This window comes from Sinorhizobium sp. BJ1 (genome assembly GCF_002531555.1).
GTDB classification, from domain to species: Bacteria; Pseudomonadota; Alphaproteobacteria; order Rhizobiales; family Rhizobiaceae; genus Sinorhizobium; species Sinorhizobium fredii_B.
The window spans coordinates 58,510-83,056 of sequence record NZ_NWTH01000005.1 but is presented as its reverse complement, the minus strand read 5'-3'; the positions used below and the strand labels follow the sequence as shown (position 1 = coordinate 83,056).

Annotated in this window: 30 protein-coding genes; 8 read left to right on the top strand and 22 right to left on the bottom strand. The window is 61.6% G+C overall.

The genetic code is table 11. The features are described from left to right. Nucleotides 1-149 precede the first annotated feature (149 nt). The 14 genes from CO676_RS08830 to CO676_RS08770 all read right to left on the bottom strand — a co-directional run bounded on the left by CO676_RS08830 (nucleotide 150) and on the right by CO676_RS08770 (nucleotide 13,677). The gene (locus tag CO676_RS08830; RefSeq protein ID WP_245424286.1) at nucleotides 150-674 is read right to left on the bottom strand and encodes a hypothetical protein; all 525 of its coding nucleotides are present in this window, start codon (nucleotides 672-674) and stop codon (nucleotides 150-152) included. After that, nucleotides 647-1,858 (bottom strand): hypothetical protein, encoded by a 1,212-nt coding sequence (locus tag CO676_RS08825; protein WP_014764963.1) that lies wholly within the window; start codon nucleotides 1,856-1,858, stop codon nucleotides 647-649. The genes CO676_RS08830 and CO676_RS08825 overlap by 28 nt, the downstream gene beginning before the upstream one ends. A gap of 124 nt (nucleotides 1,859-1,982) precedes the next feature. Then, entirely contained in the window at nucleotides 1,983-3,332 is a 1,350-nt protein-coding gene (locus CO676_RS08820) for a tail fiber domain-containing protein (RefSeq protein ID WP_014764964.1), read from the bottom strand. Nucleotides 3,333-3,339: 7 nt separating this feature from the next. Further along, a complete protein-coding gene (locus tag CO676_RS08815; RefSeq protein WP_014764965.1) occupies nucleotides 3,340-3,786 on the bottom strand; it encodes a GNAT family protein in 447 nt (148 codons plus the stop codon). Next, a complete protein-coding gene (locus CO676_RS08810; protein WP_097520446.1) occupies nucleotides 3,783-5,396 on the bottom strand; it encodes a hypothetical protein in 1,614 nt (537 codons plus the stop codon). The genes CO676_RS08815 and CO676_RS08810 overlap by 4 nt, the downstream gene beginning before the upstream one ends. After that, nucleotides 5,393-5,995 carry a hypothetical protein gene (locus tag CO676_RS08805; RefSeq protein WP_014764967.1) on the bottom strand — a complete coding sequence of 201 codons (603 nt, stop codon included), beginning with the start codon at nucleotides 5,993-5,995 and terminating at the stop codon, nucleotides 5,393-5,395. The genes CO676_RS08810 and CO676_RS08805 overlap by 4 nt, the downstream gene beginning before the upstream one ends. Then, complete coding sequence (locus tag CO676_RS08800; protein WP_097520444.1) at nucleotides 5,992-6,588, bottom strand: hypothetical protein; 597 nt, start codon at nucleotides 6,586-6,588, stop codon at nucleotides 5,992-5,994. Before CO676_RS08800 ends, CO676_RS08805 begins: the two co-directional genes overlap by 4 nt. Further along, nucleotides 6,585-6,908, bottom strand: a complete 324-nt coding sequence (locus CO676_RS08795; RefSeq protein WP_014764969.1) for a hypothetical protein — start codon at nucleotides 6,906-6,908, stop codon at nucleotides 6,585-6,587. The genes CO676_RS08800 and CO676_RS08795 overlap by 4 nt, the downstream gene beginning before the upstream one ends. Further along, complete coding sequence (locus tag CO676_RS35170) at nucleotides 6,905-7,081, bottom strand: hypothetical protein (RefSeq protein ID WP_014764970.1); 177 nt, start codon at nucleotides 7,079-7,081, stop codon at nucleotides 6,905-6,907. Before CO676_RS35170 ends, CO676_RS08795 begins: the two co-directional genes overlap by 4 nt. Nucleotides 7,082-7,147: 66 nt before the next feature. Then, nucleotides 7,148-8,143: a DUF5309 domain-containing protein gene (locus CO676_RS08790; RefSeq protein WP_097520442.1), complete on the bottom strand. Its 996-nt coding sequence runs from the start codon at nucleotides 8,141-8,143 to the stop codon at nucleotides 7,148-7,150. 158 nt (nucleotides 8,144-8,301) lie between these two features. Then, nucleotides 8,302-9,255, bottom strand: a complete 954-nt coding sequence (locus tag CO676_RS08785; RefSeq protein WP_014764972.1) for a hypothetical protein — start codon at nucleotides 9,253-9,255, stop codon at nucleotides 8,302-8,304. 159 nt (nucleotides 9,256-9,414) lie between these two features. Continuing rightward, nucleotides 9,415-9,651: a hypothetical protein gene (locus CO676_RS08780; protein ID WP_014764973.1), complete on the bottom strand. Its 237-nt coding sequence runs from the start codon at nucleotides 9,649-9,651 to the stop codon at nucleotides 9,415-9,417. Nucleotides 9,652-10,192: 541 nt separating this feature from the next. Further along, nucleotides 10,193-12,247 (bottom strand): phage portal protein, encoded by a 2,055-nt coding sequence (locus tag CO676_RS08775; protein WP_097520440.1) that lies wholly within the window; start codon nucleotides 12,245-12,247, stop codon nucleotides 10,193-10,195. Next, the gene (locus CO676_RS08770; protein WP_179875439.1) at nucleotides 12,247-13,677 is read right to left on the bottom strand and encodes a terminase large subunit; all 1,431 of its coding nucleotides are present in this window, start codon (nucleotides 13,675-13,677) and stop codon (nucleotides 12,247-12,249) included. The genes CO676_RS08775 and CO676_RS08770 overlap by 1 nt, the downstream gene beginning before the upstream one ends. Before the next feature lie 149 nt (nucleotides 13,678-13,826). On the opposite strand from CO676_RS08770, the gene CO676_RS08765 reads away from it, so the two are divergent. Beyond that, nucleotides 13,827-14,168, top strand: coding sequence for a GFA family protein (locus CO676_RS08765; RefSeq protein WP_097520439.1), 342 nt, complete (start codon nucleotides 13,827-13,829; stop codon nucleotides 14,166-14,168). A gap of 35 nt (nucleotides 14,169-14,203) precedes the next feature. Here the strand turns inward: CO676_RS08765 and CO676_RS08760 are convergent, their stop codons facing one another. Next, nucleotides 14,204-14,359 (bottom strand): DUF3309 family protein, encoded by a 156-nt coding sequence (locus tag CO676_RS08760; protein WP_014764978.1) that lies wholly within the window; start codon nucleotides 14,357-14,359, stop codon nucleotides 14,204-14,206. 297 nt (nucleotides 14,360-14,656) lie between these two features. Between CO676_RS08760 and CO676_RS08755 the strand changes: the two genes are divergently transcribed. Continuing rightward, nucleotides 14,657-15,061, top strand: coding sequence for a hypothetical protein (locus CO676_RS08755; RefSeq protein WP_041414483.1), 405 nt, complete (start codon nucleotides 14,657-14,659; stop codon nucleotides 15,059-15,061). A 43-nt stretch (nucleotides 15,062-15,104) separates the two neighbouring features. On the opposite strand, the gene CO676_RS08750 is transcribed toward CO676_RS08755, so the two are convergent. After that, nucleotides 15,105-15,542: a hypothetical protein gene (locus tag CO676_RS08750; protein ID WP_332908277.1), complete on the bottom strand. Its 438-nt coding sequence runs from the start codon at nucleotides 15,540-15,542 to the stop codon at nucleotides 15,105-15,107. Between the two features lie 1,478 nt (nucleotides 15,543-17,020). Here CO676_RS08750 and CO676_RS08745 point away from each other — a divergent pair. After that, entirely contained in the window at nucleotides 17,021-17,215 is a 195-nt protein-coding gene (locus tag CO676_RS08745) for a hypothetical protein (protein WP_179875438.1), read from the top strand. Nucleotides 17,216-17,320: 105 nt separating this feature from the next. Next, nucleotides 17,321-17,500, top strand: a complete 180-nt coding sequence (locus tag CO676_RS08740; protein ID WP_097520435.1) for a hypothetical protein — start codon at nucleotides 17,321-17,323, stop codon at nucleotides 17,498-17,500. A gap of 29 nt (nucleotides 17,501-17,529) precedes the next feature. On the opposite strand, the gene CO676_RS08735 is transcribed toward CO676_RS08740, so the two are convergent. The 4 genes from CO676_RS08735 to CO676_RS08720 form a co-directional block, all read right to left on the bottom strand. Further along, a complete protein-coding gene (locus CO676_RS08735; protein ID WP_097520433.1) occupies nucleotides 17,530-17,931 on the bottom strand; it encodes a BA14K family protein in 402 nt (133 codons plus the stop codon). Nucleotides 17,932-18,139: 208 nt separating this feature from the next. Beyond that, the gene (locus CO676_RS08730; protein WP_097520432.1) at nucleotides 18,140-18,664 is read right to left on the bottom strand and encodes a BA14K family protein; all 525 of its coding nucleotides are present in this window, start codon (nucleotides 18,662-18,664) and stop codon (nucleotides 18,140-18,142) included. Nucleotides 18,665-18,836: 172 nt separating this feature from the next. Further along, nucleotides 18,837-19,442, bottom strand: a complete 606-nt coding sequence (locus tag CO676_RS08725; RefSeq protein WP_097520430.1) for a hypothetical protein — start codon at nucleotides 19,440-19,442, stop codon at nucleotides 18,837-18,839. A gap of 135 nt (nucleotides 19,443-19,577) precedes the next feature. Beyond that, complete coding sequence (locus CO676_RS08720) at nucleotides 19,578-20,078, bottom strand: helix-turn-helix domain-containing protein (RefSeq protein WP_014764989.1); 501 nt, start codon at nucleotides 20,076-20,078, stop codon at nucleotides 19,578-19,580. 318 nt (nucleotides 20,079-20,396) lie between these two features. On the opposite strand from CO676_RS08720, the gene CO676_RS08715 reads away from it, so the two are divergent. The 4 genes from CO676_RS08715 to CO676_RS08700 all read left to right on the top strand — a co-directional run bounded on the left by CO676_RS08715 (nucleotide 20,397) and on the right by CO676_RS08700 (nucleotide 22,432). Further along, nucleotides 20,397-21,086 (top strand): helix-turn-helix transcriptional regulator, encoded by a 690-nt coding sequence (locus tag CO676_RS08715; RefSeq protein WP_041415481.1) that lies wholly within the window; start codon nucleotides 20,397-20,399, stop codon nucleotides 21,084-21,086. A gap of 216 nt (nucleotides 21,087-21,302) precedes the next feature. Next, complete coding sequence (locus CO676_RS08710; protein WP_014764991.1) at nucleotides 21,303-21,629, top strand: hypothetical protein; 327 nt, start codon at nucleotides 21,303-21,305, stop codon at nucleotides 21,627-21,629. Beyond that, nucleotides 21,626-21,892 carry a hypothetical protein gene (locus CO676_RS08705; RefSeq protein ID WP_041414486.1) on the top strand — a complete coding sequence of 89 codons (267 nt, stop codon included), beginning with the start codon at nucleotides 21,626-21,628 and terminating at the stop codon, nucleotides 21,890-21,892. Before CO676_RS08710 ends, CO676_RS08705 begins: the two co-directional genes overlap by 4 nt. A gap of 102 nt (nucleotides 21,893-21,994) precedes the next feature. Next, the gene (locus CO676_RS08700; RefSeq protein ID WP_223843352.1) at nucleotides 21,995-22,432 is read left to right on the top strand and encodes a hypothetical protein; all 438 of its coding nucleotides are present in this window, start codon (nucleotides 21,995-21,997) and stop codon (nucleotides 22,430-22,432) included. A gap of 102 nt (nucleotides 22,433-22,534) precedes the next feature. Here CO676_RS08700 and CO676_RS08695 read toward each other — a convergent pair whose 3' ends face one another. Continuing rightward, nucleotides 22,535-23,215, bottom strand: coding sequence for a pentapeptide repeat-containing protein (locus tag CO676_RS08695; protein WP_041414488.1), 681 nt, complete (start codon nucleotides 23,213-23,215; stop codon nucleotides 22,535-22,537). A 238-nt stretch (nucleotides 23,216-23,453) separates the two neighbouring features. Beyond that, nucleotides 23,454-24,452 (bottom strand): Tim44 domain-containing protein, encoded by a 999-nt coding sequence (locus CO676_RS08690; protein ID WP_097520809.1) that lies wholly within the window; start codon nucleotides 24,450-24,452, stop codon nucleotides 23,454-23,456. Nucleotides 24,453-24,547: the final 95 nt, after the last annotated feature.

Sequence of the window (24,547 nt, the reverse complement as noted above, 5' to 3'; positions counted from 1 at the left end):
CTGATCAAAGCTTTTGGCTTCCAGCAGAGTATCATTGATCACCTGCAATACGGCAATTGAGGTTATCGCTCGGTCGTGCAGCAACGGTGGAAGGTCCCGACAACTTTGAGCTGCGCACAATTGCTGACAGCACATTGCAAGAGCGCGCGTTAAAGATCGAGCGCGACAGTCCACATCGCATCGATTTGCATGTCGGTTAAGCCGAGCGCCCGACCGGCCATTGTTGTCAGCGGATGCAATCGGCTGAACGAGGTAGCATATTCCCACTCAATTTGCGCCCGATCCTTTTCTTGGCCGTCCGGCATCGCGTCAATGGCAGCCGTCACTTGGGTCGGAGAAATCCCTGCGTCGACGAGTCCGAGACGCAATTGCCGCGCCGAAAGCGAAAGCATGGAAGCGCGTATCTGTTCTGCCGCCGGCGGTGTGTGAGACTGGATTGGGAAATTCGGATTTTCGGCGAGCCACTTGCGAATGATAGGGTTCAAACCGAAGGTATCATCGGGTCTTGACAGATATTCGCCGTCGTAAGTTTGTCCGCTCATGTCGGTCAGGTTGATCGAGAGCTCGTAAACTTCCGGCTCCGCCGTCGCAAAGATCGCATGGACCTCATTGAGCGTCATTCTACAGTGCGTAGTGCTAGTCATGTCTATGCGGTCCTTTGAATGATAAGCCAATCAGACGTAGCGACAATCCCCCGCACACGCCAAGTACCTGAAAGCGCTGTGCCTGCCCCGGAATAGCCGCTTTGAACGTAAGCGTTGGTGCTGTACAAACAGGGGATAACTGAAGCTTGCCGCGCGGGGTTGGAGCCGTTCTGCGCCATCGTGAGGATTGTCCCGATCGGGAAGCTGGTATTAGTGGAGGACGTTCCGGTGTAAACCTCCGCTGCTATAAACCCCAACGCATGGGTATGGCTCGTCCCGCTGACAGAATTCGTCGTCGAGTTGGTGATGTCGGATGGCGTGCCCAGCGTCAGCGTGCGGTTTGCCGAAATCGCGCCGCCGCCGGTCAGGCCGCTGCCGGCGATCACCTGTATTGCATTGCTCGCAGGCGTGTAACCATAGAGCGCGTTGACATCGGCAGCAGCGAGATTTCCGGAATGCCAGACTGTGTTATGCGCCGCCACGGAGCTGTCGTAGAATTTCAGCGCGTCGATGCTGTTCACATTCGATAGGTACAGATAGTCTCCGGTCAAGTCATTCGCAACGCGAAGACCGTCACCATTCGCCGTGCCGTCGCGGTGCTGAATGTAGCCCTGGCGAGCCGTCGCCTTCCAGAAACCTACATAGGGGTCGCCCGTCGCCGAGCCGATGAGTTTGATGGCTTCGCTATCCGTAGTTACGGCGATCTGGGTGAAATCGACATAGGCGCCATCGAGTCGAGCTGAGGGTATCGTACCGGTCGTGAGATTCGACGCGCTGTTGGCGCCAAGCGTCACGCGCGCCGCAGCGGCATCCGCATCGTTGAGCACCGTCTGCGCAAAAGCTGAAACTCCGAGCGTCGTAAGTGCGGCGCCGGCGGTCGCATCATCCAGCAGTGTCCGTGCAAATGGCGTCAAAGCCGTCGTCGCATATGCGTCCGACGCGGTCGTGTAGATCATCTTGTCCGCGCTCGTTGCAAGACCAGCAATCGAAGCGAGCGCCGCGCTTGCGGCTTGAGCACCAAGTGCTGTACGCGCCGCGCTGGCGCTTGTGGCGCCCGTTCCGCCTGCGGTAACCGGCCGCGCGGCATTGGCGTCGGCGGTGAGGTCGTCGATCAGCGCGTTATAGGGCACGCTCTGGATCGTCGTGTTCGGCACCCCCTTGGTGCCGGCGGGTGGGGAATAGACTCCGCCTGTTCTTGGCAAGATAGCCTCCATGAAAAAGGCCTCCGAATGGGAGGCCGCTTAGCGATTGGAACGATGATTTGGGCGGACTGCCGCCCGTCACCTCCGCGAGACCAAATTGCGCGTCAGGCCGGATGCGCGTCTTGCCGCGATGCCTCTACTTCCGCCCCTCCCCCGCCGCGAAAAGCCGGCCGTAATCCACCCGGCGCATGCCGTCCGGCCCGCGGCTCACCACGTCCGGGTGGGTCTTTTCCACCTCCTGCGCCATCACGCCGATATGCTTCGGCCCGCCGGCGGGCTCGTCCTTGTAGCGGAACTCGTAGAGATTGTGCCCCTTGAGCCTGCCGACCTTCTCGACGTTCTTCTTGGCGCGGCGATCGGACTTCGGAAGGAAGCCCAGTAGAGAATCGAGCAGATTGCCGCCCGCCTGCTGCCGGGCGTTATAGGACGCCATCTGGTTCTGATAGTTCTGCTGCACCAGCCCGGCATAATCGACCGGCTGGATGCTCTGCCCCTGCGTCGGAACGAAATTCGGGTTCGTCACCTGGGCGCCGGAAAGCAGCGCAGAGATCTCGTTGATCGGCTGGTTGCGCTGCGCATATTGCTCGTTGAGATAGTTGGAACGCGCGGTGTTCTGCGCGTTGATCCGTGCTTGCTCCGCGTTGAAGCTCTGGTCTTTCAGCGCATTGTTGGCGGCCGTCACAGACTGGCTGTTCTGGTGCATCTGCTGTCTGGCATTGTTGCCGAAATCGGCGTTCTGCAGCGCCTGGCCGTAGGCCTGCGCTTGTGCCGCATTCTCGAAGCTCGCCTTCTGGCCGGCGAGATTGGCGAGCCGCGTCTGCTCCTGGCCGGCGTTCAGCACGGCGGCGATGCGTGCGTCGTTCGACGTCCGGTTCGCCTCGTCGATCGCCCTGTTGTAGGCTTCCGATCCCGGCTGAAGACCCTGGTTGGCGAGCCGCGTTTCCAGCGCCGAGCGGTCGCGCGCGAGTTGCGGGTTGAGCCTGGCCATCAGCGCATTCTCGTATTTCGACGTATCGAAGTCAGCCTCGTAGCTGCGGGTGATGTTGCCGGCATTGCCGACCGAGGTCTGAAGTTCGGGACCGCTGGAAAACTGCTGGTATTGCGGCAAGGCGAGCTTCGAAGGGTCGCCGGCGGCCGGGGCCTTCGAAATGTCCATCGGCTTGCCGAGCAGATCGTTCAGCCGGCTCGACTGCGCGGTGGCGAGCGTCGCGAGATTGAGGTTCGCCGAATCGTTCTGATCCTTTATCTTCTGCTGCATCTCCGAAAGCTTCTGGGTCGCCGTCGCCACGGGCAGATCATAGGCGTTCCCGCTCAGCGGATCGGTCCATTTTTGCGTCGTGTAGCTGTAGCTGAGGCTGCCGTCCGGCGTCACCTGGTTGACATTGCCCATGTAGCCGTTGGCAACCGCCGTGCCGACATTGGTCGCGGTCTGCGCCGCCGCCGTCGCCTTCGGATCCGGGGGAGTGGGCGCTTTCGATTTTCCCATAGAGCACCTATCGTTGATTGACGGGATGCGCCCGCCAGTCGTTGTCTGTCAGGGTGAAGATGATTTCCGCCTCCTCCCGCCCGCGAAGGCGGGGAATGCGGTGGCTCGTGAACCCGAAGCGCCGGGCGATCCCGACCATGCCGGCGTTCTCCTCCGAGACGCGCAGCACCGCCAGCTGGCAGCCGATCTCGTCGAAGGCATAATCGAACATGGCCTTCAGCACCGGCCGCGTCAGCCAGCGTTTGCTTGTGGCGGCGGCCGAAAGCTCGATCACGCCCGCTTCGGGTGAATAGTTGTGATAGACGACGCCGGCGACGAGCCTGCCCTCCTCCGTCACGCCGAGCGTGGTGAAGTCGGCAAAGCCTCTCTCGCAGCCGTCGATATGGGCGGCGACGAAGCCGGCGATCGCGTCGTTCTTCGCGGGGTCGCCCGCCCCGCCCCAGATGATGTTCACGCGCTCGCCTCCCCGGCCGCGACCTGCAGTGTGGCGAGGTCCACTTCGATGTCGAGTTTCACCGCGCCGCCGGAGGTGATGACGCAGCCGACCGCCAGCATGTCGCCGCTCGCGCGCACGTTCTGGCGGAAATCGTAGCGTAGCGCCTGCGATACGCCGTCCCAGCGCGCCACGTCCCAAAGGCCGACGTCCCATTCCGGAGAGGCCGTGTCGCCTTCCGTCACTCGATCAAACGGCGGCGCGGTCCGGTCGAAGTCGGCGCGGGCGAAGAGCTGCACTTTGGGCCGGATCTTGGCGCGAAAGTACATATGCGCCATTGTCGCCGCCGTCCGCTGGCCGAATTGCCCGGCCGGCGTGAACTGCGACAGATAGGTGGCCGCAAAGGCCAGCCCATCGTCGGTGCCGCCCGTGTCGCCTTGCCAGCAATAGCCCTCGCGCGAGCCGAAGAAGAGCCCGCCTTGCAGCGTCTCGAAGCAGTTGGCCCGCCAGTTGCTGATCGTCGCCCATCGCCCGCTCAAGACATTCAACACGAAAGTCGTGTCGCTGACGACGCTGTTGTCCGGAAAGGCGACGAAGACCAGGTTCTGCTCTACCCATGGCTTCAGCGTCCAGCCTGAGCCGGTTGCGTTCGCCGCTAGCCTCCAGTCGTCCTCTATCGGCCGTGAAATCGACACCTGGCTGAGTGCGGCACGATCGCGCTGAAACACCTGCGACATCGGCGTCAGCCCGTCCGACGTCGCAATCAGCACGTCACCGCCGACGCGGATCCAAGCATTTTTCCCAAGCGGCTTGCCGATCTGGTACACGCCCTTCAATGCGAAATCGCTGGCGCCCGAAGGATCCGAGCCGGCATAGACGGCGATCTCCCCTTCCGTCGAGACGAAGACGCAGAGATCGGAAAGGCCATCGCCGCTTTCGAGCGACCAGGAAAAGCCAGTGAGCAGCGAACCGCCTTTCTTCATCACGCCGCCGAGCGGAAACACGGCCGCAGCCCCGCCGATGGCGTTTACCGGCAGATAGTAAACGTCGAGCGTCGCGTTCTTGAGGAAGAACTCGCGGTTCTTGAACAGCCAGCCGTGGTTGAGCTGTGCCATGGTCGTGCTGTCGGAAAAGGTAATCGTCGGCGTCGTCGTCCAGACGCTGCCGTCATAGATGCGTCGCGTGTCGGCCCCGTTCAGGCAGACCAGAAAAGAGCCGCCGGCTGTGGTGTGCTGGAACGCGCACCAGTCGCCACCGTTCAGCCCGCTGACCGCCGCCGCCGTCGTCGCCGGTGGGGCTGCCGGCGCGGTCATATTGTAGATCGCGCTGGTCGTCGCCATGAACAGCTTTTCGTTGCTGCCGAACTTGTATTTGAAGGCGCTGCGGATGGCGCCCCCATCGGCAGCGAGTCCAACCTTCCGGGAGCCCCCGCGGATCCTGCAGCCGGCAAGCGTCGGCAGGAAGTTCACCAGCACCGTGGCCGAGCCCGGTGTCTGCGAGGCCATGTCAGCGGTCGTCACCAGTCCGCCTTTCGGCGCCGGGAAGGTCAGCGGCTTCGAGATCTGGAGTCGGCCGATGCTCGCCGGCCCGCGGTTGGTCTGCGGCAGGCGGCCGGGGCGAATAGTTGTCATGATGACCCCCTGTCCGCATTGATCTCCTGCAGGAGATCCGCCTCGAACTCGGCGAGGTTGTCCTCGAAAGCTAGCCCCTTCTGCCGCTTCCAGCGCCAGATCAGCCCTTTCTTCAGCAGCCGTTCGGGAAAAAGCGTCGTGTCGTCGTCGGCCCGGAACGTATCGCGCTCTTCGTAAGGGTCGCCGAGCACCCAGTTCTTCGAGAGATAGTCGATCGTCGCGCCGGCGGCCGTGGCGGCCGGCGAGAAGAGCATCTCCTTGCCGCGGAGGTGGCAATAGGGCTCCCCCGAGGCAACGCCGACGATCACGGCCCATTGCGCACCGTTGGTGACCGTCCGGAAGAAGCGGCCGTCCGACGCTTGCACCGCACCTCCGGGTGCCAGCCTCTGGTAGTCGGCGGGCAGGATCTCCGGCGACGCCGAGACGGCATGCGTCTTCAGCATCCGTTTCCAGTCGACGCGCCGCGCGATCTCGGCGCCCGCTTCCTCGGCCAACGCCACCATCGCCTGCGCGTTCGGATCGTTCATTCCGTAGACGCTGTCGAACCGATCAAGCGAAACGATGTCCGCGACTTCGTTGATTACGCTCAGCAGCGTCATGGCGTCAGCCCTCCGATGACGATTTCGCCATTGCCCCAGCGCAGGCGTTCGTCGGCAAGCCCGAGCCCGGCCATCGCCTGGCGTTTCAGCGTCTCGGCCGCGCCCGCCTTGGCGGCGTCGCGCTCCCAGACGGCGATCTCCTCGACGACCGCGTAGAGATAGACGTCTGGCGCCTTTTCGATCAGCCAGTTGCTCGGCGCCGTGGGAGTGAGCGGTGGAATCTTCGCGTAGTAGGTCAGGTAGAGATTCTCGCCGCCCTTCTGCCGCACCTGGATCGCACTGCCGACGATCGCGTAGCCAATCGACGCACCGCCGGAGGTGACGTGACCGCTCAGTTCCTGCAATGCCAGCGCCCGCAGCGCACGATGATCGGAGCCAAGCACCTGCCGCGCCTCCAGGAAATCGGCAGGCAGGGTGCCCTCGCCTTCGGCAAGCGGCATCGTCATCGTCTTCTCCATGTCGGCGACGCGCAGGACGCGGTTGAGTTTGAGTTCGGCAAGCGCGAGGAAGCGCGGGAAAAGATGGGCGACGTCATCGCGGCCGGAATAGTCGCCGGCATCGACGAGGAGCGACGCATAGTCGGATATTGTCATAGGTGTCCCTCGAAGCTGCGCCAGGCGCGATTGTCGCCGTCGTTGAGCCACCGCTTCACATAGCGGTCGTCGCCTTCGGAATGGGCTCGCACCAGGTTTTCGGAATGCGCGAGGTGGAGCGGGATCGAGGCGACTTTGGTCCACTCGCCGAAAGCATTGCCGGCGGTCGCATGGCGGGTGAATTCGTTCTGTCGGACGAGGTTTTCGACCGGATAGTCCGTCCGCCAATGGGTTCTGTTGCCGTCCTCCATCACCCAGACGGAGCGACCGGTGTGAAAATCGTAATCGAAGAGCTTCCAGTCGCCGTCGCGTACAATCATCCTTCGTCACCTGGAAGAGGATCGTTGCGCTCGGCTTTGCCCTGTGCGATCAGGATCTTTGCCGCCTTGACTGGCAAATCGAGTTCGGTGCCGGCTGGAATCCGTTCCTCGTCAATCGCCCAGGTATCATAGAGAAGCCTGACGGGTACCGTGGTCGTCTTTGTGTCTGCCATTCATTTCTCCCGAAAACAGGGACCGACGCGCAGTCGGTGCGCTTGAGCCGAAACTTGGAACCCGGGCTAGCTTGCGGAGCTCAATCCGAAGAGGTCGGCGGCAACGCCAAGACCCCGCTCGTTGTGTACCTTCAGGGTGCCCTCGCCGATGATGACGCCCTTGTCGGCATCGCCGGTCTTGGCGACGTCGCGGTCCTCCTGGATCTGGCGCAGCCACAGGAAGGAGAGCATGTCGGTGTCGATGAAGAAGGCGTTGCGGGCGACCGCGCCGTTCACCGCCTGTACCCGGTTCGGGTGGATCATCACCGTGCCGAACGGGCCCTCGTAGTAGTCGGCCGTCGCGACGATGGTGTTGCGCTCGCCGCCCTGCGACACCGCGTACCGGAAAGGCGCGACGTTGCTGTCGGACATGAAGGTGACGAAGACGGATTTGACATAGGGAGAGACAGAGACGTGACGGAAGTTGGCACCGTTCTGGTAGCCCTGCTGCATTACGGAATCGAGGATCGCCTTGGTGAAGGCACGCTGCGTGCCGTCGGTCGGCGCCACGGTCAGACCGGTGCCGATGTTGAAGCCGCCATTGGCGCCGCCGGCGCCCCTGGAAGCGTTGCTGACGATCCAGGTGCTGAGCGATCCGAATTCACGCGTACTGCCGGCGACCGTTGCGTTCGTGTCGATGATCGCGAACTCCACGTCCTTCCGAATTTCGACGCCCTTCTTCAGCTTCTGGTACTTGCGCTTCTGCACGTTGCCGGCCTCCGCCGTCACCTCCTGCGTCGCGGAGATGATCCAGTCCTTGCGCATGATCTGGGTATAGTTGCCGAGCCTTGTCGGCGGGGTGATTGCGCCGAAGGCGTATTCCTCGCCCTCCTCGCGAATATTGGCGCCGGGCGCGGCCAGTTCGTCCGTCTCCCATTCCGGGTGATAGGTCGTGCACTTGCCCTTCTCGATCAGCGAATAGATCGGTGTGTCTTCCGGGGTGATGCGCGACACCACATCGGAAAGCTCCTCGCGATTGCCGACGGCCTGCGTCGTCTGAAATGTATTGGTTAGAACTGCCATTTCCTGATCCTTCTATGATGATGAGACGCACCGGCCGCTCGGCCGAGGAGGCGCGGAAGCCGATTTTTGATGGGTTGCCTTTGCCGTGGGTAGCCGTTCTCGCATCCGCTACCCTCCGTCACGCAAGGGGGGCGCGGTCCACCCAGGTCTTCCTGTCGCTATTCGAAATCGACCGCCATCGCGTCGCGGATCGACCCGCTTCTCGCGAGCCGCCGCATTGCCTCGCGACTTTCACGCTGCTGGCGCTGTGCTTGGTTCTTCGCCTTCATCCGCGGCGCCGTGGCCGGTGCCACGGCCACCTTCTGCAAGGCCTTTGCCCTCGCTCGTTCCGCAAGAAGCCCGAGCCTGGCATAATGCGCGAGCTTGAAGAGTCGGTGGTCGACGACCTCGCGAACCTCCTCGTCGGAAAAGCCGAGTTCCCTCGCCGCCTCGAAAGCGTCTGCGAAGAAGGCTTGCCGCCCTTCATCCTGCCCGGTCTGCGGAAAGGCCACGAGGAGCTTGGCGTTCTCTGCCTCCAGCCTATCTTCACTCGCAGCGGCTTGAAGCTCCGCCGCAACGGCTGCCGATCCTTCGCCCAGCGCCATTACCCGCGCAAGCTGCTCCAGCCCCGCCTGGTGTACCGCCCACTGTCGCTGATAGGCCTCCGGATCGTGGAGCTTCAGCTCCTCCGGCGGCTCCGCGGGGATCTCGGCCGCGATCAGCTCCGCAACCGTGTTGGCCGTAGCCGCGACCCGGCTGCTCATGCTTTCGAGCATCCGCTCGCGGTTGGCGAGATCCTGAGTCTTGTGCCGGTAGTCGCGGTCACGCATGTAGCCGAGCTTCAATTCCTCGAGCGGAATTGCTTCCCCGCCCTCGAGCGTCACGATGATGTTCTCGGTTTCATCGGTTGCCTCCTCCTCGTCAGGAAAGATTGGCTCATCGCCTTCCCCGGCAGGATCATCCGGCTGGTGAACGTCGTCTATGGTCTCGCGGTCCCGGGCTTCTTCGTCCTCATCTGGCAGTTTGGCCTCGTGCGGCTCCCGGAAGTCGAGCTTGTCGAAGCTTGCGGGATCATGCGAGCCGACAACGGTTTTGCTCCCGCGGGTAGGCGGGTTGGCACTATCGTTCATCATGGAAAGACCTCTTGAGAGAATTTCGGCGTGCAAGTGCCGCTTTCGCGCTTTCCCACACCGTGAAATTCGCGAAGTTTCAGAATGCTGCACCGATTTCATGAATCAGTTTGGCAATAAGGCGCTTGAGGGCGGCCGGCCTGCCGCCCAATGTACCTCGCTTCACACCGGCGCGTTCGCGCCTTCGGCCTTGGCTTGCTCCGTCAGGAACTTCAGCTTTGCGCAGAAATTGCGGACCGCCCGCGCTTCGGCCGCGAAGGCGGCCCGCGCTTCGTGGTCCGTGAGTTTCGCGTTGATACAGCCGTTGATAGCCGCCGCCTCCAACTCCTGCATCAATCGCTCGAACAGCGGATTGTCGAGAAGCGCCCGCGCCGCCGCCTGTTTTTCCTCTGGCTTCATCTCAGTGCCCTTCTTGCGAGCCGACCGACCCACCGAGCAGCGCACACGACAGGATTGCTTTTTGTCTGGAGTTTTTACCGACTGCTCGGGAGGGGGTCGTGCAGGCACCCTCGGCTGCGCGGGATGCGAGCCGGATAGAAGCGGCATCGATTTGCCGAAGATGAGTGGGTATGCCCCGAAGACGACCAGCCGCCGCCGGGCAGCTTTTAGTCGCGCTCGGGAGAAAGCTGCGTTCCCATCGTCGTAACGCCTACATCCGGCGTGCCGTCGGTTGCCCAGCAGGAGCATGGCTCACCGGCGGGACCGGTGCCATAGGGGCAAACCTGAGCCGGCGTCGAGCATTGTCGGGGGCTTGGCTTGGCTGCCGTTTTGGTTGCCGCTTGGACCTTGCCCGACGCGCGTGCGGACACCGCTGGCGTAGCCGATTCGCTGCAAGACGAAAGGATGAGCGGAAGCGTGGCAAGGAACAAGCAGAGGTAGCGAACGTTTTTCATGCCATAGCCATATTCTGAGGCGCGGCAGGTTTCAACCCTCCAACTTCTCATCCCGATAGTCCTCCGATATCGACCGCCGTGACCGGCTCGCCGCTCACTGCCTCCGCCATATTCTGCTGTCGTTTCAGGTTCAGTTCGGCGTCGATCTGGTATCGCCTCAGCGCGCCTTTCTGCTGAAGCTCTGCAAGCTTCAGCTCGCGCTCGATTTCCAGCCTCCGCCGGTCGGTTTCGGCCGAAAGCCGCGCCTTCTCGGCCTCGACCTGAACCCGCATCTGCAATTTCTGCATCTCCGGGTTCGGCTGCTCGGCCCCGGCCTGCATCCGCCGCTGGATCTCCTCGGGCGTCGGCTTGGTGAAATAGAGATCGGGCGATTTCAGCCCCGCCGCTTCCACCGATTTGGCGATACCGTTGTAGAGGTTGTCCGGCGAGACATAGGGATTGTCCGGCCCGAGCGTCATCAAGAGCTTCTCCTGCAATTGCTGGATCATCTGAATCGTCATCATGTCGCGCTCGCGCGTGCCGGCGCCGAGCCCGGTATTGACCGTCGCATCCATCTCGGCGCTCCAGTGGCGCGGGTCGAAGGTCACCCATTGGCCGCGCAGGCGAACCGCGCGCGGCCGGTCCTGGTGCTTGATGACGAGCCGTAACAATCCGCGAAAAACGCGCCTTAGCCCCTGTGCGAAGGTGCGCACCATCAGTTCCGTTTGGCCGATGCCCGCCTGTTCGATCAGTGCCGTCGCGCGCGCCGTCATGTTCTGAAGCGCGTCCGGCGCCAGCCCGCTCGACGCATCCGAAATCCCGGTGCGGTCGGTCGCCTCCTGGTCGAGATAGGAGAGCATAGCGAAGGATTCCTTGGCGACGAAGGGCACCATGGTGTAGCCGAGCGCGGCACGCGCATCGATCCCTTGGCTGATGCGGATCGGTTGGCCGAACTTCGGGTTGAGCACCGCTTCAGGGTTGGCGATCGCCCCCTCCTGGACGATCGGCTGCTGGTTGTTCTGCCAGTAGAGATTGTCGAGCGTCTGGCGCATCAGCACGGTTTTCACCCGCTGGATCTCCGCCATGTCGTCGGTGACCGAGCCGCCCTCGCGCTGGTGCGGCCGCCGCTCGACGATCAGATCGGCGAAGGGCACCTCGTCCCATTCGTCGTTGGAGAGCAGGTGCTCCTCGCCTGTGCCGCCGGCAAAGACCAGCCGGCGCAGTTCCGCGATGCCGTCGTCGTCAGCGTCCACCTTCACGTAGAGCTCGTAGTAATCCACCTCCTCCAGCGCCTTCGGCACCGCATCACGCGCCTCGAAGGCACCGCGCCGGCGGGTGAACTCCTCGTCGTCGCGGCCGCTGTCGCTCGTCGAGGCGGGCAGTCCTTCAATCAGGTCGCGGTCGTAGCCCATCGCGATCAGGTCGGAGCGGCGCATGCGCGTGGCAATGCCGGTGATCGGGCTGTCCCCGATCGAGATCGCATCCGGATGGATCAGGAATTCCTCGAGCGGAACCGCCGCCAGCCGTGGCATCCCCCGCTCCGCGCGCCGTCTGATCTTGACACCATAGCTGGGCTGATCGATCACGCCCTGCGGCGTTTCCACCTTTTCGATCGTCCGCGATTGCTCCAGCACTTCGACTTCGTCGTCGCCGACGAGTTGAACGAGCGCCGCCTCGTCGAGACCGGTATGGGTCGAGACGGCCATCGACGTGTGCTTCTCATACCACCAGCGGATCACGCCATTCCGGAGCTTCAGCGCGTCATGTGCCGCGTCCTGCACGGCGTCGTAACCGTCGCTTTCGGGAAAGACGACATAGTTGATGTAGTCGGTCGCTTGGCTTGCCGCGGCCTCGTCGCCCTCGTTGACAGGCGCATATTCCACCACTTTGTCGTTGCCGAGAATAGTGCGGATCAGCGAAGGCAGCACCTTCTTGATCGCGGCGCGCACGTCGCGCGAGACCACCTTGGATCGGTTCGCATCCGTCGGCACGTCCTTCATCGTGCCGTCGTAGTATTCCATTGCCTTGATGCGCTCGATCGCGAGTTCGTCGCGATAGTTTTCGCAGTCCTTCACCAGCTCGGTGACAAGGGCGCACAGGCGTTCATCGGTCATTGCGGCCATCAGAGAACCTTTCGGGCGGTGAAATTCCAGTTGGTGTTGCCGTTGTTCGCTCTCGCGTATCGCTTCATCATCAGCGCGTAGCGCGAGGCGGAGATCAGGTCGTCGCGTTCCTTGACGATCCGGCCGTCCTTGCGGTGATAGAGGCGGAATTCCTCGAACCATTCCGTACAGATGGAAAACACCTTCCAGCGGCCGGTCTGCATCCGCTGCAGCATGTCGGAGAGCCCCGCCTCGACCCCATTGGTGCCGTCGTCGAAGGTCGCCCGCTCGCTAAGAAGCGCCAGTCCCTGCGCGCGATATTGCGCCGCAAGCTGCTCGCCGCTTCCCTTGTCGTGCTGCAGGCCGTCATGCGGCCAGGCGAAGGGAAGCCAGGCGCCCCAAGGTTTCAGCGCCGCGGCGTGGATGATCGGCGTCGCCTCCCGCTCCCGATAGATTCTGGTCACGTAGAAGACGTCGGCGTCGCGATCCCAGGCGCAGCCGGCAGAAGCGAAAGGGTGGTCCCAGCCGAAGTCGAGCCCGCCAATCTGCACCCAATGTTTCGGGACATCGAAAGGATCGACGCGAATGCTTTCTTCCGTCACCGGAAAGATCCGGCCCGAGCCGAGTGCCGGGACGCCCTTGGTGCGGGCCTCCCGCTCGTGTGCGGGATAGCTCGAGATGATCCGCTGCCGCTCCTCGGCCGTATAGTGTTCCGCATCCTCGATCGTCATGTTGATGACCTCGCGATCCGGCGACTTTTCCATCAGATATCGCGCCACAACGCTGCTCAGGCCCTTGAGCGGCGTGAAGGTCACGGCAATAGAGCCACGCGTTGCGTTGGTGCGGGTGATGCCCTCGAAATAGACATCCTCCGGCGGCTCTTCGTCGAACCAGACAAAATCGACCGTGTTCGCCTGCCATTTGCCGCGCCCCTGCTCATAGGCCTTGAAGAGCAGCGTCGAAACGCCGCCGGCGACATGCCGGACCGTCACGCTGTCGAGTGCCCCGGAGGCGCCGGAGCGCCGGCTGGTGGCATTGATCGCCGCCTTCGGAATGAAGCCTGTGCCCCAGTCCTCCTCGGTAAGCGGCGGCCCGACGAGTAGCCGCTGCACGCCGTCGCGCGTCAGTTCGTAGGACTCCGAACCGGCGAGCATGACAATCGGCTTGTCGAAGCGTCTTCCTTGCCACCAACCGGGATACCGCCCGGTCAGATGCATAGCTGCTTCTGCCGCTCCGGCCAGGGTCTTGCCGAGCTGATTGCCGGCCATGAACAGCCGCTCTCGATAGCTGGCACCCGCCGCATGAAATTCCCGTTGCTTTGCGTAGGGCCGATAACGCGCCAGAATGTCGGTCCGCCGACGCCGGTCGAGCTCCGCCATGAGCATGACCTGCTCTTTCAGCAACGCCGAGATCTCAAGCGTAGGCGCCCCGGATGTGCTCGGTGGTGTCATCCGCGGGGAGGTCCTGTTTTCTGGACAAGCGCGAGCAGCAGTAGAGGCCGGCCGATGATGTCGGCGCTGGACTGCGATGGAATAAGTTCAATAATGGGTCAGGCGATTATGCCCGTTGATTACTCGGGCGCCGACCAGGAGACGCAATCATGATCGAAGGCCATTGTCATTGCAGGTCGGTCCGCATCGTCGTACCGGTCCGCCCCGAGACGCTTGGGGACTGCAATTGTTCGCTCTGTAGTCGGCTCGGCGCGCTCTGGGGCTATTACACCCCGAGCGAGGTTACGGTAAGTGACGAGAACAAGCGCCTCGTCGGCTATGTCCAGGGTGACAAGACGCTGACTGCATTCCATTGCAGCAACTGCGGCTGTACCACTCACTGGTCGCCGATTGGTCGCGGTTCGACAAAGATGGGCGTGAACTTGCGGATGTTCGACCGCGCTGTGTGGGAAGATATCCCGCACCGCCTGATCGATGGGGTGAGTTGGTGAAGCCGGCGGGTGCCTCCGGGGGCTCCCGCCGAGCGTCATATCCTGCCCATCAACAACAGAACCAACAGCACTACGACAAGCACTCCAAGGAGTCCGGAAGGGCCATAACCCCAGCTGGCCGAATAGGGCCAGGCCGGAACGGCGCCGATCAGGAGCAGGATCAGAATAATGAGAAGGACAGTTCCAAGCATATCGCGATCCTCCGCTGCACGACTCGCTGCTCTGGCAACTAAATCATGCAGCAATGTAAGTTACTGCAGCGTTTTTATCGCGTCTTAGAGAACGAGGGCGCTGCAAACTGCATTCACATCCTATCGAATGCCGAAAGGTCTCGGTTGGTTCCGTTTTCGATATCGGCCGGAACGTCCGGAGCGAATGACGGATGTGCCGAAGGGAACAGCATGCAAGCTGCAAAGGCGTTTTTATCAGCTCGTTCTCAGCAGTTGGAGAACATGCTAAAATTCCACCGGCAACAGGGGGGAAACCAAATGCCACGTATTGCAAATCTCTATTTCAAAACAGCCATTATCTTCTTGATCCTGGGCATTTCGATCGGCCTGCATATGTCCATCGCCGGGGACCACAGTGCCACCGGTGCGCATGCTCATGCCAACTTGCTGGGCTGGGTAACGATGGCGATCTTCGGCGGCTATCACGCACTCAATCCGCAAAAGGCGGCAAGACGCCTGGCGATGATCCAGTACGCCGTCTACACCTTCGGCGTGGCCGTCCTGATCCCGTCGCTCTACCTGATGCTCTCGGGCAATGCCGCAATGGAACCGGTTGTCGCCATTTCGTCGCTCATCGCCTTTGCAGGCGTTCTCCTGTTCGCCGTGATCATCTTCTCGAGCAGCGAACCGGCTGTGGCAACCGCACCTTCGCCGGCGCGCTGAGCCATTCTCTGGAAATGGGGAAGGCGGTCGGCTCTCGCCCCGGTCATACTGTGTCCTGAGCGCTCGCCACCTGCCCATCACCGTCGTCCTCGGGCTTGACCCGCGGACGCAAACTTAAGCCACCAGCGCGCGCCGGCCGTCCTGGCCGCCGCGAGCGGGTTTTCTTTGGTTCGAGCAACGGCCGGATGACCGCATCCAGCGCGCGGATCCGCTCGATCAGCTCCTCATCGGACAGGCCATCCATGCACCCGGGAGCGGTGTTCATAACCTTTGGCAGGATCGATGAGACGAGCTTCAGGTAGGCCTCCGGCTTCTCCTCGCGGATGCGCGCGACCACAGCGGCACCATGCGCCCCGAAATCCGCTTGCACCGCGTCCAGGAATGTGCCGCCCAAACGGCCGCGGCCGTCCCTCACCCGCAGTGCCGGAACCCCATCCTCGTTGATATCCTCGGCCTCGCGCACCGTGCTTTCATCGTCCAGCATTGATCGGTCCTTCTGTTCACGTATCAGGCGCTCGCAGGGTCATTGGGCGCGCGGCGTGTGTATAGCCGCAATCGCAATCCATGATTGCACCGGAATCGCGATTCAGATTGAATCCGAGACGCGACCGGCTGCGACCCCGCGGCCCGACATTGGTAGATCGAAACATGCGTTCTGTATTTCCGTCAGCTTTTCTCATTGCCGCTTCACTTTCGCCCGCGTTCGCGGCGGGCCAGAGCGGCGAACCGCGCTACCTTTTTAAGGCTTGGCAACAGCTATCGCCTCAGTGTCTACGCCGATCCGGACGATCCCGCCCCCCTGCTGTGTCTTCGCCGACAAGATGGAAACAGCCTTCATTAATGGCGGAAATCCGCACGCCGAGCTCCTCTACTATCGACTACCCACCGGCCGCGTCGAATTCGGCACCATTTACATCGCGTTGGAAGATCTGCGGTAAACGCCGTCGCTCAACCCAACACCGGCTCCACGCCTGTAAGCACAACCCAACACGAATGATAGCAGCCGTGCGTCTGCTGCGGTCGTGCTCTCTTTTGTCGGGTCTGAACAGTGCACCTCTAAGCTTTCCACATAGGCTCTTGCTTCCGCCGGGCTCATGCATCCAGGCCTCGGGGGCAAGCAGGGTATGTCTCTTTGCCCGCGACCCTCACTCCGACAGTCCGGAGCGGCCGGCGATGCCGTCACGCTCACACGCCGCGCCGTTGTCGGCGTTGCATCGTGCGAGCATGAGGTCGACGCGTCGTGCCTCCGAGCCCCTTGCGGGTTCAGATCGACGCGAAGGCGCATCGCCGGCCGCATACAGCGCCGCGGCGTCTTGAGACGCGCAGGCCGCCGTAAGCCATGAAAGGAGAAACTGCAAAAGCCGCCGGCGACCATCGGGGCCTAGCTTAATCAGAGCTGTCTGTGCGGAAACCGGAGCGGCTGTCGGAGCAGCCGACTTAAGGACAAAATTCCTATCGTTGATTTATGGAATACTCCACCTGCCCTCATCACGCAAGCGCCGTGCATAGACTGGAAGGTCGAATTCCCGTTTAGCCACAGATTTGTGCGATCGGTCTGCACGGCGGAACCAATCGCGTCTGCGGAAACTGTTATACAAACGTATATTATAAACTTCTTGCATAATACATTAGGCTCTGTTTCAATCCTCAAAGGGTTGATGCAGAAGGGCTGGGCCTAGGTCTTTTGAAGGATGCTTTAAACCGGATAATACCACCAGATAGCCCGGCATTGCACAATTTGCGGATGCTGGGCTCATGCTGGCGCCGGACGCGCCGTATTATGATCTGAGTGCCGGCGGTCAGCACCATTTAAGCTGACGGCCTTATTTAAACAGACTGCCAAAAACGCGGTGCGAACCGCATCTATTTTAGAACCTAAACATATTACCCGCGTCCCGGCCGCGCCGGGAACCAGAAAGGCCCCCACGCATTGCCTTCGCGGGAGAAGGAGTTGATCACATGCGCAATCATTGGATTTATGTCGCCATCGGATTTGTCGCCGGCGCTGCATTGTTTCTCTCCACCGCCTGGCAGCGCACGCCGCCGGTCCAGGAAGTCACCCTCAAGATCGAAAAAACCAGCCGCCTGCAAGCCCCCTCCATCCAGACCTCGTTCGTAATGGAGCGCTTCGGCCCTGCCAAGGCGATAGAATAGCAACTCGACAGCTCCCTCGACCTCTCACCCTTGCCTTTCGTCAGCGGATGAGCAAGGTACTCGCGCCGAGCCATTCGGCCGACACGAGAAGCGAGGGAGTCTGCCTTGAATTCTGACAATAAGGCCGCGGCGACGATAACGGTCGAAAAGCGGATGAATGGCCGCTGGGCCTTCGTACTCACCTATCGCGGCGTGACCTACCCTGCCCAAGGCGAATTTGGCAGCCAGCTTCAGGCGCAAGCAGCGGCCCAGGCCGCGATGAAGCTGCTTGAGAAGCGGGGCTGAAACGATCCGGACCCGCCTGCCTTCCGTGGTCAGTCGTAGGGCGAGTTGCACTGACGGCGGCGGCCGTTGAACGGCTGATAGCTATTGTCGTCCAGGCGATACGAGGCATAGCGCTCGAGACACCAGCGCAGATGGGCATTCAAGTCGAGGCGAATCTCGCGGCGCGGTTGCACGCGCGACTCGGGTCTCCCCGGCAGAGGCCCGCCAACCGTCGCCCCTGGGCCTACCCCGATGTCCGGCCTTCGTCCCTGGTAGCGCGAGCCATAGCTCGGATACCGTGGCAGGATAAATTCCCGGTATTGTCGTTCGTTAAAAAGCTCATGCTTGGTCATGCCCCCGCAGGCGCCCCCGATGCATGTCTGTGCCTCCGTCGGCACAGCACTCACCAGCGTGCTCGCAAGCGACAAAGCGATGATCGATGGTGTTTTCACTGGCTCGCTATCTTCTCGCGCAACAGTGCTGCGCGTGTGTCTTTAAGAAATCGTGCGAAAGCGTGGGTTGTCACTCATCTTAGCAGGGTATCAACCGCACTGCGCTTCAATTTCTCGCGCCAGTAGCACCGCAAACGGCAGATCGCCCTGCCCGCCTCCTTTCCCGAGGCGGGCAACGACCATGACGGGGACTTCGGCTACAGCTTGCTCACAGATAAGGTGAAACGCAGAGTCGACGTGGGCCGTAATAGGGCTGATACGTGTTGTCGTATGCCCTATACGATCGATAGCGCGAATAGCACCACCGCGTATGGGCACTGCCCCCGGCATAGTACGCCGGTGGAGCGTAGTATGGCCGGGGTGCATAGTATGGCCGGGGTGCGTAGTATCGGGGCTGTGCTAGCAGCCCGCCGATGATTGCGCCTGCCGCAAAACCGCCGAGGGCTGCACCGAAATCGTCATCGCGATCGCGGTAGCGACGATGGCGGTAATACCCACCTCGGTTCCGATACGAGCCATACCTCGGCCAGCGGTCGCGGTCCCGCCCGCGAAAACAGGGATATCGGCATCCGCGCCCTTTGAATTGTTCACCCCGTTCGTAGGAAAACTGCACCCGCTGAACATCGGCGGTCTCCGCCCTTATCGTGGGCATTGTGGGAAACGCCTCTGCGGGCGGCGGAACGCTGCTCATCGCCGTCGCCAGCGACAGGGCAATGATTGCTAGCCTTTTCATTGCCTACACCTTTCGTAGGATATTAATCCCTTCAAAAGAGAGAATGGCCGAATTCTGTTTTTGTGCCAGCACTTAGAGACTGATCACGAAGTATTGATCGCGTTAGGCCAAGCGCTTGGCCGGCTGGTTGCAGCTCACCCTCTGCCAGCCAAACTGTTATAGGATATTTTTCCTACCGGTGATTAAATGAATACTCTCTCTCACCGTAGTCGCGCAAGCCCTTATCGAAGACAAGAGCGTTCAAGCCACGCTTCAGCCACAGCAATTGTGCCTCGGGCATCATCCGCAAGCCCTCATAGTCCATGACGCAGACATTGAAGACCGTGGTCTTGACCTGCCGCCCCTCGTCGCATCCGAGCAACAGGCCTTCGAGCCACATCATTCTGATTTGATGGTGCCGTTCCCCGTTCGTCTCGGGGGGATGCCCGTGCACCCGATCGATCGCCTGGGCGCGTACGCTCGGAAAAGGAATGCCAGTAAGGTGATAGTATCGCGCCATCACGGCCGCGTAGTCGTCGCCCGCCTCCCGCTGCGCTTCCGTGATCCGCCCATCCAGGAACAGGCGCCCAAGCGTATAGCCGGCAAAGTTGCTGCTCGTTGCTAGCCCGTGCATGCGCTTCCGCGCCGCGAGCGCCACGGCCATGACCTCCTTCTCGCTCTCGCGCTTCGACCAGTCCGGCTTGATCTTGCCGCAGGCGAAGCGCTCGGCATTCATTTTGCGCGGACGTCCGAGTTGGGCTTTGCGCTTTGCGCGGAGCTTCTGGGCTTTGCTCATCATGTTTATCCTTTCGACAATGGAGGGAGAAAAATGGCAGCGGTTTTCCGCCTCTGCCGGCTCGCGCCGTCGCGCGGCCGGCGAGGCATCAGCTTGCGCCGTGGTTGGCAGAACGAAACTGTCCTGAGCGGACGCGCGTTAAGGCACCCGGCCTTTCACCGCGGCAAGTACGGTCGTGTGATCGCGGTGGAAAATGCGACCGATCCGAGGCAGCGATAGATCCCTTCGTTTCTCGTAGACCGCGCGCATACAAGCGTGCCGGGGCTCGACCAGCCGACGATCGCGCCGGACGCTGATGACGTCCGCCCAGGTCACCCCCGGAAAGTCCACAAGCACGGCGGCCACGATCTCCTCGATCGTGGCTCGGTCGTCCTCCGGCTCCTCGTCGCCTCCCTCCGCTCGCCGACCGGAAAGCAGCGTTTGCGCCTGCGCGAGCAACCGCGCCTCCGCATCGGCCAGGTCGTCCTCAAGTGCAACGATCCGGCGTGTTTTTGCGACATTCTCCGCGGCGAGTTCAGCTACTTGCGCCTCGAGTTCGGCAATTGCCGCCGATCGGCCTGCCTCTCTCATCGCGCCGACCAGCCGCTCGCGAACGTCACGATAGTGCCGATGTTGCCTTGCGAGTTGCGAATTCGTCATACATCCCTCCCCGCTGCAGTCCCGAGCGCCGCTTGACGTTCCTCCCCGCTCCGATCCCCGGCCTCCGCAGAAACACGCGGCCACTTCAAGAGCATACGTAGGAATCAAGTCCCGCAGGGCCAGACTCGGTCGCTCCTTCTACGCTCCCATTCAGCCCGTTGCTCGATCGCACGTTGGGCGATTGCGTCCTTTCCTTCGGAGATCGGATATGGATGGTTCATAGGCGCTCGTCTCCCTTGCTGACTCACCCATAAATGCCATCATGCATGTTGCAATGTCAACATGATTGATGTTATGCGTGTTGCTATGTTCCATGTTATGAATGAAAAAGCTGAACGACTGCGGCGGGCGCGCATCAAGGCGGGATACCGCTTTGCCTCCGATGCGGCGAACGCCCTTGGCATCGTCGCCTCGACCTATCGCGCCCACGAGAATGGCCAGAACGAATTTGAGTTTGCCGAGGCCAAGATCTACGCGCGCAAGTTTAATGTCGATCCTGTTTGGCTCATGGGTGACGCAGCGGGCGCAGAGATCAGCGCTCCGATCCCAGTCCCCGAGCCGGGAGTGGTCGACCCACCGAACGCTGGCCCTCCCACCAAGGTGGTCGGACGGGGGAAGAAAATCCCTGTCTTCGGCCAAGCCGTCGGCGGTGTAGATGGTGAGTTTCTGATGAATGGTACTGTGTTGTATGAAGTCCTGGCGCCGCCCATTCTCTCGGAAATTACTGGCGCTTACGCGGTGTCAATATCTGGGGATTCCATGTATCCGCGATACGAGGACGGCGAAGTTTGCTTCGTCGACCCCGAACGCCGCGTGAGGAAGGGCGACTATGTGATCGCGCAGATCCGCTTGGAAGAGGGCGGCGCCCTGCTCGCCTACGTGAAGAAATTCGTCCGGCACAACAGTTCCGAACTGGTGCTTGAGCAGTTCAATCCCCAGAAAGAATTGCGCTTCGAGGCGCACACAGTACACTCCGTCCACTACATCGCTCTAGCCGGCAACGCCTGAAGACCTCGTCAGGAGGTACCACATCCCAAAGAACATCTTGGGCATGCCCTGCCATTGCCTGCCGTTTCGAAACCGGAGCACACGACTCCTTCCGTGATACACGCATCAACACGATTCGTGTTGACACTAAACATGTTGAGTGTCATGTTGTAGGGGCGACACACACCGCAGCCGCGGCGGGGACGCTGCCGGCTTGAGAAAACGAGGGACCCACGGATGTCCATACCAGTCATAAAATCCAATCTACACGGTCACGTGGAAGAACTCTTCTCGGCCGATCTCCTGTTATCGAGCGACGCTGAAAACCAGACGGCGCTGAAGACATTTCTCTCCTCCACCTACTCCAGTCTCGCCTCGCTGGCTTGGCATCTCGGCGCCGACGGTGACGTTTTTCAGCGCGAAGCCGTACCCGCGTCCGAAATCACCGACGATGCCTACTTCGAAAGAAATCTCGAGCACGAGTTTGCTGGCGCGCGAGACGATCAATCGCAGAATTCCCACGGAACACACAACCATCGCCAGCAGTTCGGGGGATCCTTGTGATGCGCGCCGAGACCTATGCCGTCGTCAATCTCGCTGCCTTGAACCTCATCGAGGCGGTAAGCGCCGCCTATTATGTCACGGAGGAGGAAGTTGCGGCCCGCCACGAGTTCCGTGCTCACGAGATGCTGAAGAAAATCGCGGCATCATTGGGTTACCAAGTGGCCACGGTTGTCTCCAGCGGGAAACCCGGAGAAGATCCGGATGGCAGCCCTCCCTCTACCCATCGTGGCTTGAGGCTCGTGTCCAACGCATGCGTCGAATGACTGGTATACAGTTATCCGACCTCCAAATTCGCGGCTGGAGCAAATATGACCGGCGCAGTCTCGGAAAGATCTTACGAACCTCTGGGCCCGGGGGACCTTCGAATGATCGCCTCTGTCGCTATGCGCAGCCTTCGCGCTGTTTTTGATCGCGCACCAGTGGCCGGCCTTTATCGCAAGCGTCTGCTCCTGCTGGCCCTCGCCCAAGGGAGCGCGCTCCACTATCTCAATGGAAAAAACGGCATAAAGGACGTCGACGTTTGGGCGTTCTTCGAGGCCGGTCCTGCAAAGCCGTTTCCGCATCGGAAACGATGGTGCACCGACCTCGGTCCGTCACGTTTCGGCAAGCATCCCGACGATGCCGGTTATTCCGGCCGCCGCCTCGATCTCATGGGGCGATCGATCGATGTGGTCAGCGGCGAAAACCCCGAGGACGCTGTGCGGCGATGGTTGGCTTCCGATGCGAAATCGGCCGTCGCTCTACGGCAGAAGCCGGTATTCTGCCTGTTTCCAGAGTGTTCCTTCGGCAAACGGATCAACTGATCCCTACAAGGAATTGCGGTTGTCGTCGAATTGATTCGATTTCAAGAAACATGCGTCGGTGTAACACCTGTACCCGCACTCTTTCGCGGGAGCCTGTGCCACTCAGTCGTCATCGGGAGGGCACGGCCATTTGGACGGCGCCGTAAGGCCAGCGGGAAGTTTCGTTGCAGCATCGCCGCAAGCGAGATCGACTTGGTCCTGAGTAAGACCCTTCGCAGCCGAAAGGTCCAGCCCCTCGATCCTCGTCAGGAACAGGAAGGCCCGGTCGAAGTCGAGTGGCCCTTCGAAAAGGGCGCCGCTCAAGTTGGCGCGCGAGAGATTGGCCACGGAAAAACGCGTTCCAGTCAAAACGGCCTTGCCGAAATTGGCGCGGCCGAGTTCGGCCTTTTCGAAGTCGGCCCCCGTCAGCCGCGCGCCGGTGAAATCGGCGCGCTGCAGCTCGGAACTGACGAATAACGCACCCTCGGCGGAAATACCGGAGAAGTCGCCACGATAGGCCTCGACCCTGGAGAAGTTCGCTTTGTCAGCCTTGGCGCCGGCGAGCGAGGCGCGCACCAACGTGGCCTTCTCCAGATTTGCCGCAGTAAGCTCGGCACCACTCAGGTCCGTGGAGGCAAAATCCGTATCGACCAGATGGCTGCCTTTCAGATCGCTCCCACCGAGCATCAATTGCCTCTTGTTGCACTCCCGCCAGTCCGCCCCCGGTCCCGGCAAGCTCTTGCAATCCGCCGCTGCCGCGCTGCAGGCAAAGCTCGAGGCGATAGCGACAAGACATACAGCCATGGCGCGCCGTTTAAAGCCCTTGCTTAAAGCCGCTCCGTGCTCGGCCAATGTTGGTGCCCACAAGGCCATGTCAGTCCGCCCCCGAGAGGAATGTCCATTTTATTATCCAACGCGCCGGGACGAAAGCCGGCGGTCGCTTCGAATATCTTCTCCGCCGAGCGCTGTCTTCCTACGAAGGAAAATATGACAAGCCAGCGTCTCGACGGGTTGGCAGCACCGTCCGGCCTTTGCCGCTTCCCTATTCCTCAACCGCCTGTATCGCGGAGACCTGCCAGTCGCCGCCTGCCTTGCGCACAAAGGTCCACAATTCCACGGCTTCGGTCGGACGTTCGGCATCGCCACTGACCACTCGGCCGGTCGCGCGGTCGAGCATCACGTCGATGCTTTCGTAGCGCATTGCGACCGTTGCGTAATCGGTGCCGCTCTCGTTCCAGGCCTCGGCGACATCGCCTTGGACAAGGTGAACGTCGCGGACGTCGTTCCTGACGCCCTTCGTCGCGTTTTCGCCGAGCTCTTCGGCGAGATAGGACATGGCCTCCGGGGTCGTCAGCCGCCGCAAGGCCGCGTAATCTTCGGCCGCATAGGCTCCCTGCAACTCTTTCAACATCGCTTCAAACCGGTCGCGGTCGCGTTGCTCGATTCCGATCTCGTCCGTCCGTCCACCCCCGGCGGCCGCAGACGCTGTTGCTGAGGCAGCGGCGGCGCTCGCGCCGAGCCCCTCACCGATCCGCGGCATGCGGAAGGATGCAGGCGCGGTTGCGGATGCGGAAGACTGCGCCGACGGAGATGGCGTCGAATAGGCAGGGCGTTGGCCGCGGCCAAAGAACCGCATCGCCAAGGAAACGACCAGGAAGATCAGGCCAAGCTGCAGCAGCAAACCAAGAAAACCGATGCCACCTCCAAAACCGTGGCCGAGCAGCATGCCGAACAGTCCGCCCATGAGCAGGCCGCCCAGCATCGACCCGCCGAAACTGTTGAAGAAGCCGGGACGGTTTGCCGTCCGGTTCTGCGTCGTCGGGTTGGTCGCGTTCGGTGCATTCTGCCGTGGCGTCATGGTCCGCTCGATCGGCGCGGCCGGGGTCGGCGCCGTGCGCGTTACAGGCGCCGTAGAAAAGGTCCGGCTGCCACGCGAGCCGAAGCCGCCGCCCGCCCGCCGTGCTTCGGCAGCATCAACCACCGTCAACATGACCACAAGGCCAACCGCCATTATCGACAGAACCCGTCCAAAACCGTGCATTTCCATCTCTTCCCGTTTTTAATCCTGCCGCCCGCGCGCGGCCACGCAAGGGGCATATAGAGTTTATGTCGCTGGAGTTTAAGGGTTTGGACCGA

Excerpts from the sequence above, each read along its gene's own strand:
- CO676_RS08825 (WP_014764963.1), bottom strand. The coding sequence starts at position 1,858 with ATGGAGGCTATCTTGCCAAGAACAGGCGGAGTCTATTCCCCACCCGCC.
- CO676_RS08820 (WP_014764964.1), bottom strand. The coding sequence starts at position 3,332 with ATGGGAAAATCGAAAGCGCCCACTCCCCCGGATCCGAAGGCGACGGCG.
- CO676_RS08810 (WP_097520446.1), bottom strand. The coding sequence starts at position 5,396 with ATGACAACTATTCGCCCCGGCCGCCTGCCGCAGACCAACCGCGGGCCG.
- CO676_RS08805 (WP_014764967.1), bottom strand. The coding sequence starts at position 5,995 with ATGACGCTGCTGAGCGTAATCAACGAAGTCGCGGACATCGTTTCGCTT.
- CO676_RS08800 (WP_097520444.1), bottom strand. The coding sequence starts at position 6,588 with ATGACAATATCCGACTATGCGTCGCTCCTCGTCGATGCCGGCGACTAT.
- CO676_RS08795 (WP_014764969.1), bottom strand. The coding sequence starts at position 6,908 with ATGATTGTACGCGACGGCGACTGGAAGCTCTTCGATTACGATTTTCAC.
- CO676_RS35170 (WP_014764970.1), bottom strand. The coding sequence starts at position 7,081 with ATGGCAGACACAAAGACGACCACGGTACCCGTCAGGCTTCTCTATGAT.
- CO676_RS08790 (WP_097520442.1), bottom strand. The coding sequence starts at position 8,143 with ATGGCAGTTCTAACCAATACATTTCAGACGACGCAGGCCGTCGGCAAT.
- CO676_RS08785 (WP_014764972.1), bottom strand. The coding sequence starts at position 9,255 with ATGATGAACGATAGTGCCAACCCGCCTACCCGCGGGAGCAAAACCGTT.
- CO676_RS08780 (WP_014764973.1), bottom strand. The coding sequence starts at position 9,651 with ATGAAGCCAGAGGAAAAACAGGCGGCGGCGCGGGCGCTTCTCGACAAT.
- CO676_RS08775 (WP_097520440.1), bottom strand. The coding sequence starts at position 12,247 with ATGGCCGCAATGACCGATGAACGCCTGTGCGCCCTTGTCACCGAGCTG.
- CO676_RS08770 (WP_179875439.1), bottom strand. The coding sequence starts at position 13,677 with ATGACACCACCGAGCACATCCGGGGCGCCTACGCTTGAGATCTCGGCG.
- CO676_RS08765 (WP_097520439.1), top strand. The coding sequence starts at position 13,827 with ATGATCGAAGGCCATTGTCATTGCAGGTCGGTCCGCATCGTCGTACCG.
- CO676_RS08760 (WP_014764978.1), bottom strand. The coding sequence starts at position 14,359 with ATGCTTGGAACTGTCCTTCTCATTATTCTGATCCTGCTCCTGATCGGC.
- CO676_RS08755 (WP_041414483.1), top strand. The coding sequence starts at position 14,657 with ATGCCACGTATTGCAAATCTCTATTTCAAAACAGCCATTATCTTCTTG.
- CO676_RS08745 (WP_179875438.1), top strand. The coding sequence starts at position 17,021 with ATGCGCAATCATTGGATTTATGTCGCCATCGGATTTGTCGCCGGCGCT.
- CO676_RS08730 (WP_097520432.1), bottom strand. The coding sequence starts at position 18,664 with ATGAAAAGGCTAGCAATCATTGCCCTGTCGCTGGCGACGGCGATGAGC.
- CO676_RS08725 (WP_097520430.1), bottom strand. The coding sequence starts at position 19,442 with ATGATGAGCAAAGCCCAGAAGCTCCGCGCAAAGCGCAAAGCCCAACTC.
- CO676_RS08720 (WP_014764989.1), bottom strand. The coding sequence starts at position 20,078 with ATGACGAATTCGCAACTCGCAAGGCAACATCGGCACTATCGTGACGTT.
- CO676_RS08715 (WP_041415481.1), top strand. The coding sequence starts at position 20,397 with ATGAATGAAAAAGCTGAACGACTGCGGCGGGCGCGCATCAAGGCGGGA.
- CO676_RS08710 (WP_014764991.1), top strand. The coding sequence starts at position 21,303 with ATGTCCATACCAGTCATAAAATCCAATCTACACGGTCACGTGGAAGAA.
- CO676_RS08700 (WP_223843352.1), top strand. The coding sequence starts at position 21,995 with ATGATCGCCTCTGTCGCTATGCGCAGCCTTCGCGCTGTTTTTGATCGC.
- CO676_RS08695 (WP_041414488.1), bottom strand. The coding sequence starts at position 23,215 with ATGGCTGTATGTCTTGTCGCTATCGCCTCGAGCTTTGCCTGCAGCGCG.
- CO676_RS08690 (WP_097520809.1), bottom strand. The coding sequence starts at position 24,452 with ATGCACGGTTTTGGACGGGTTCTGTCGATAATGGCGGTTGGCCTTGTG.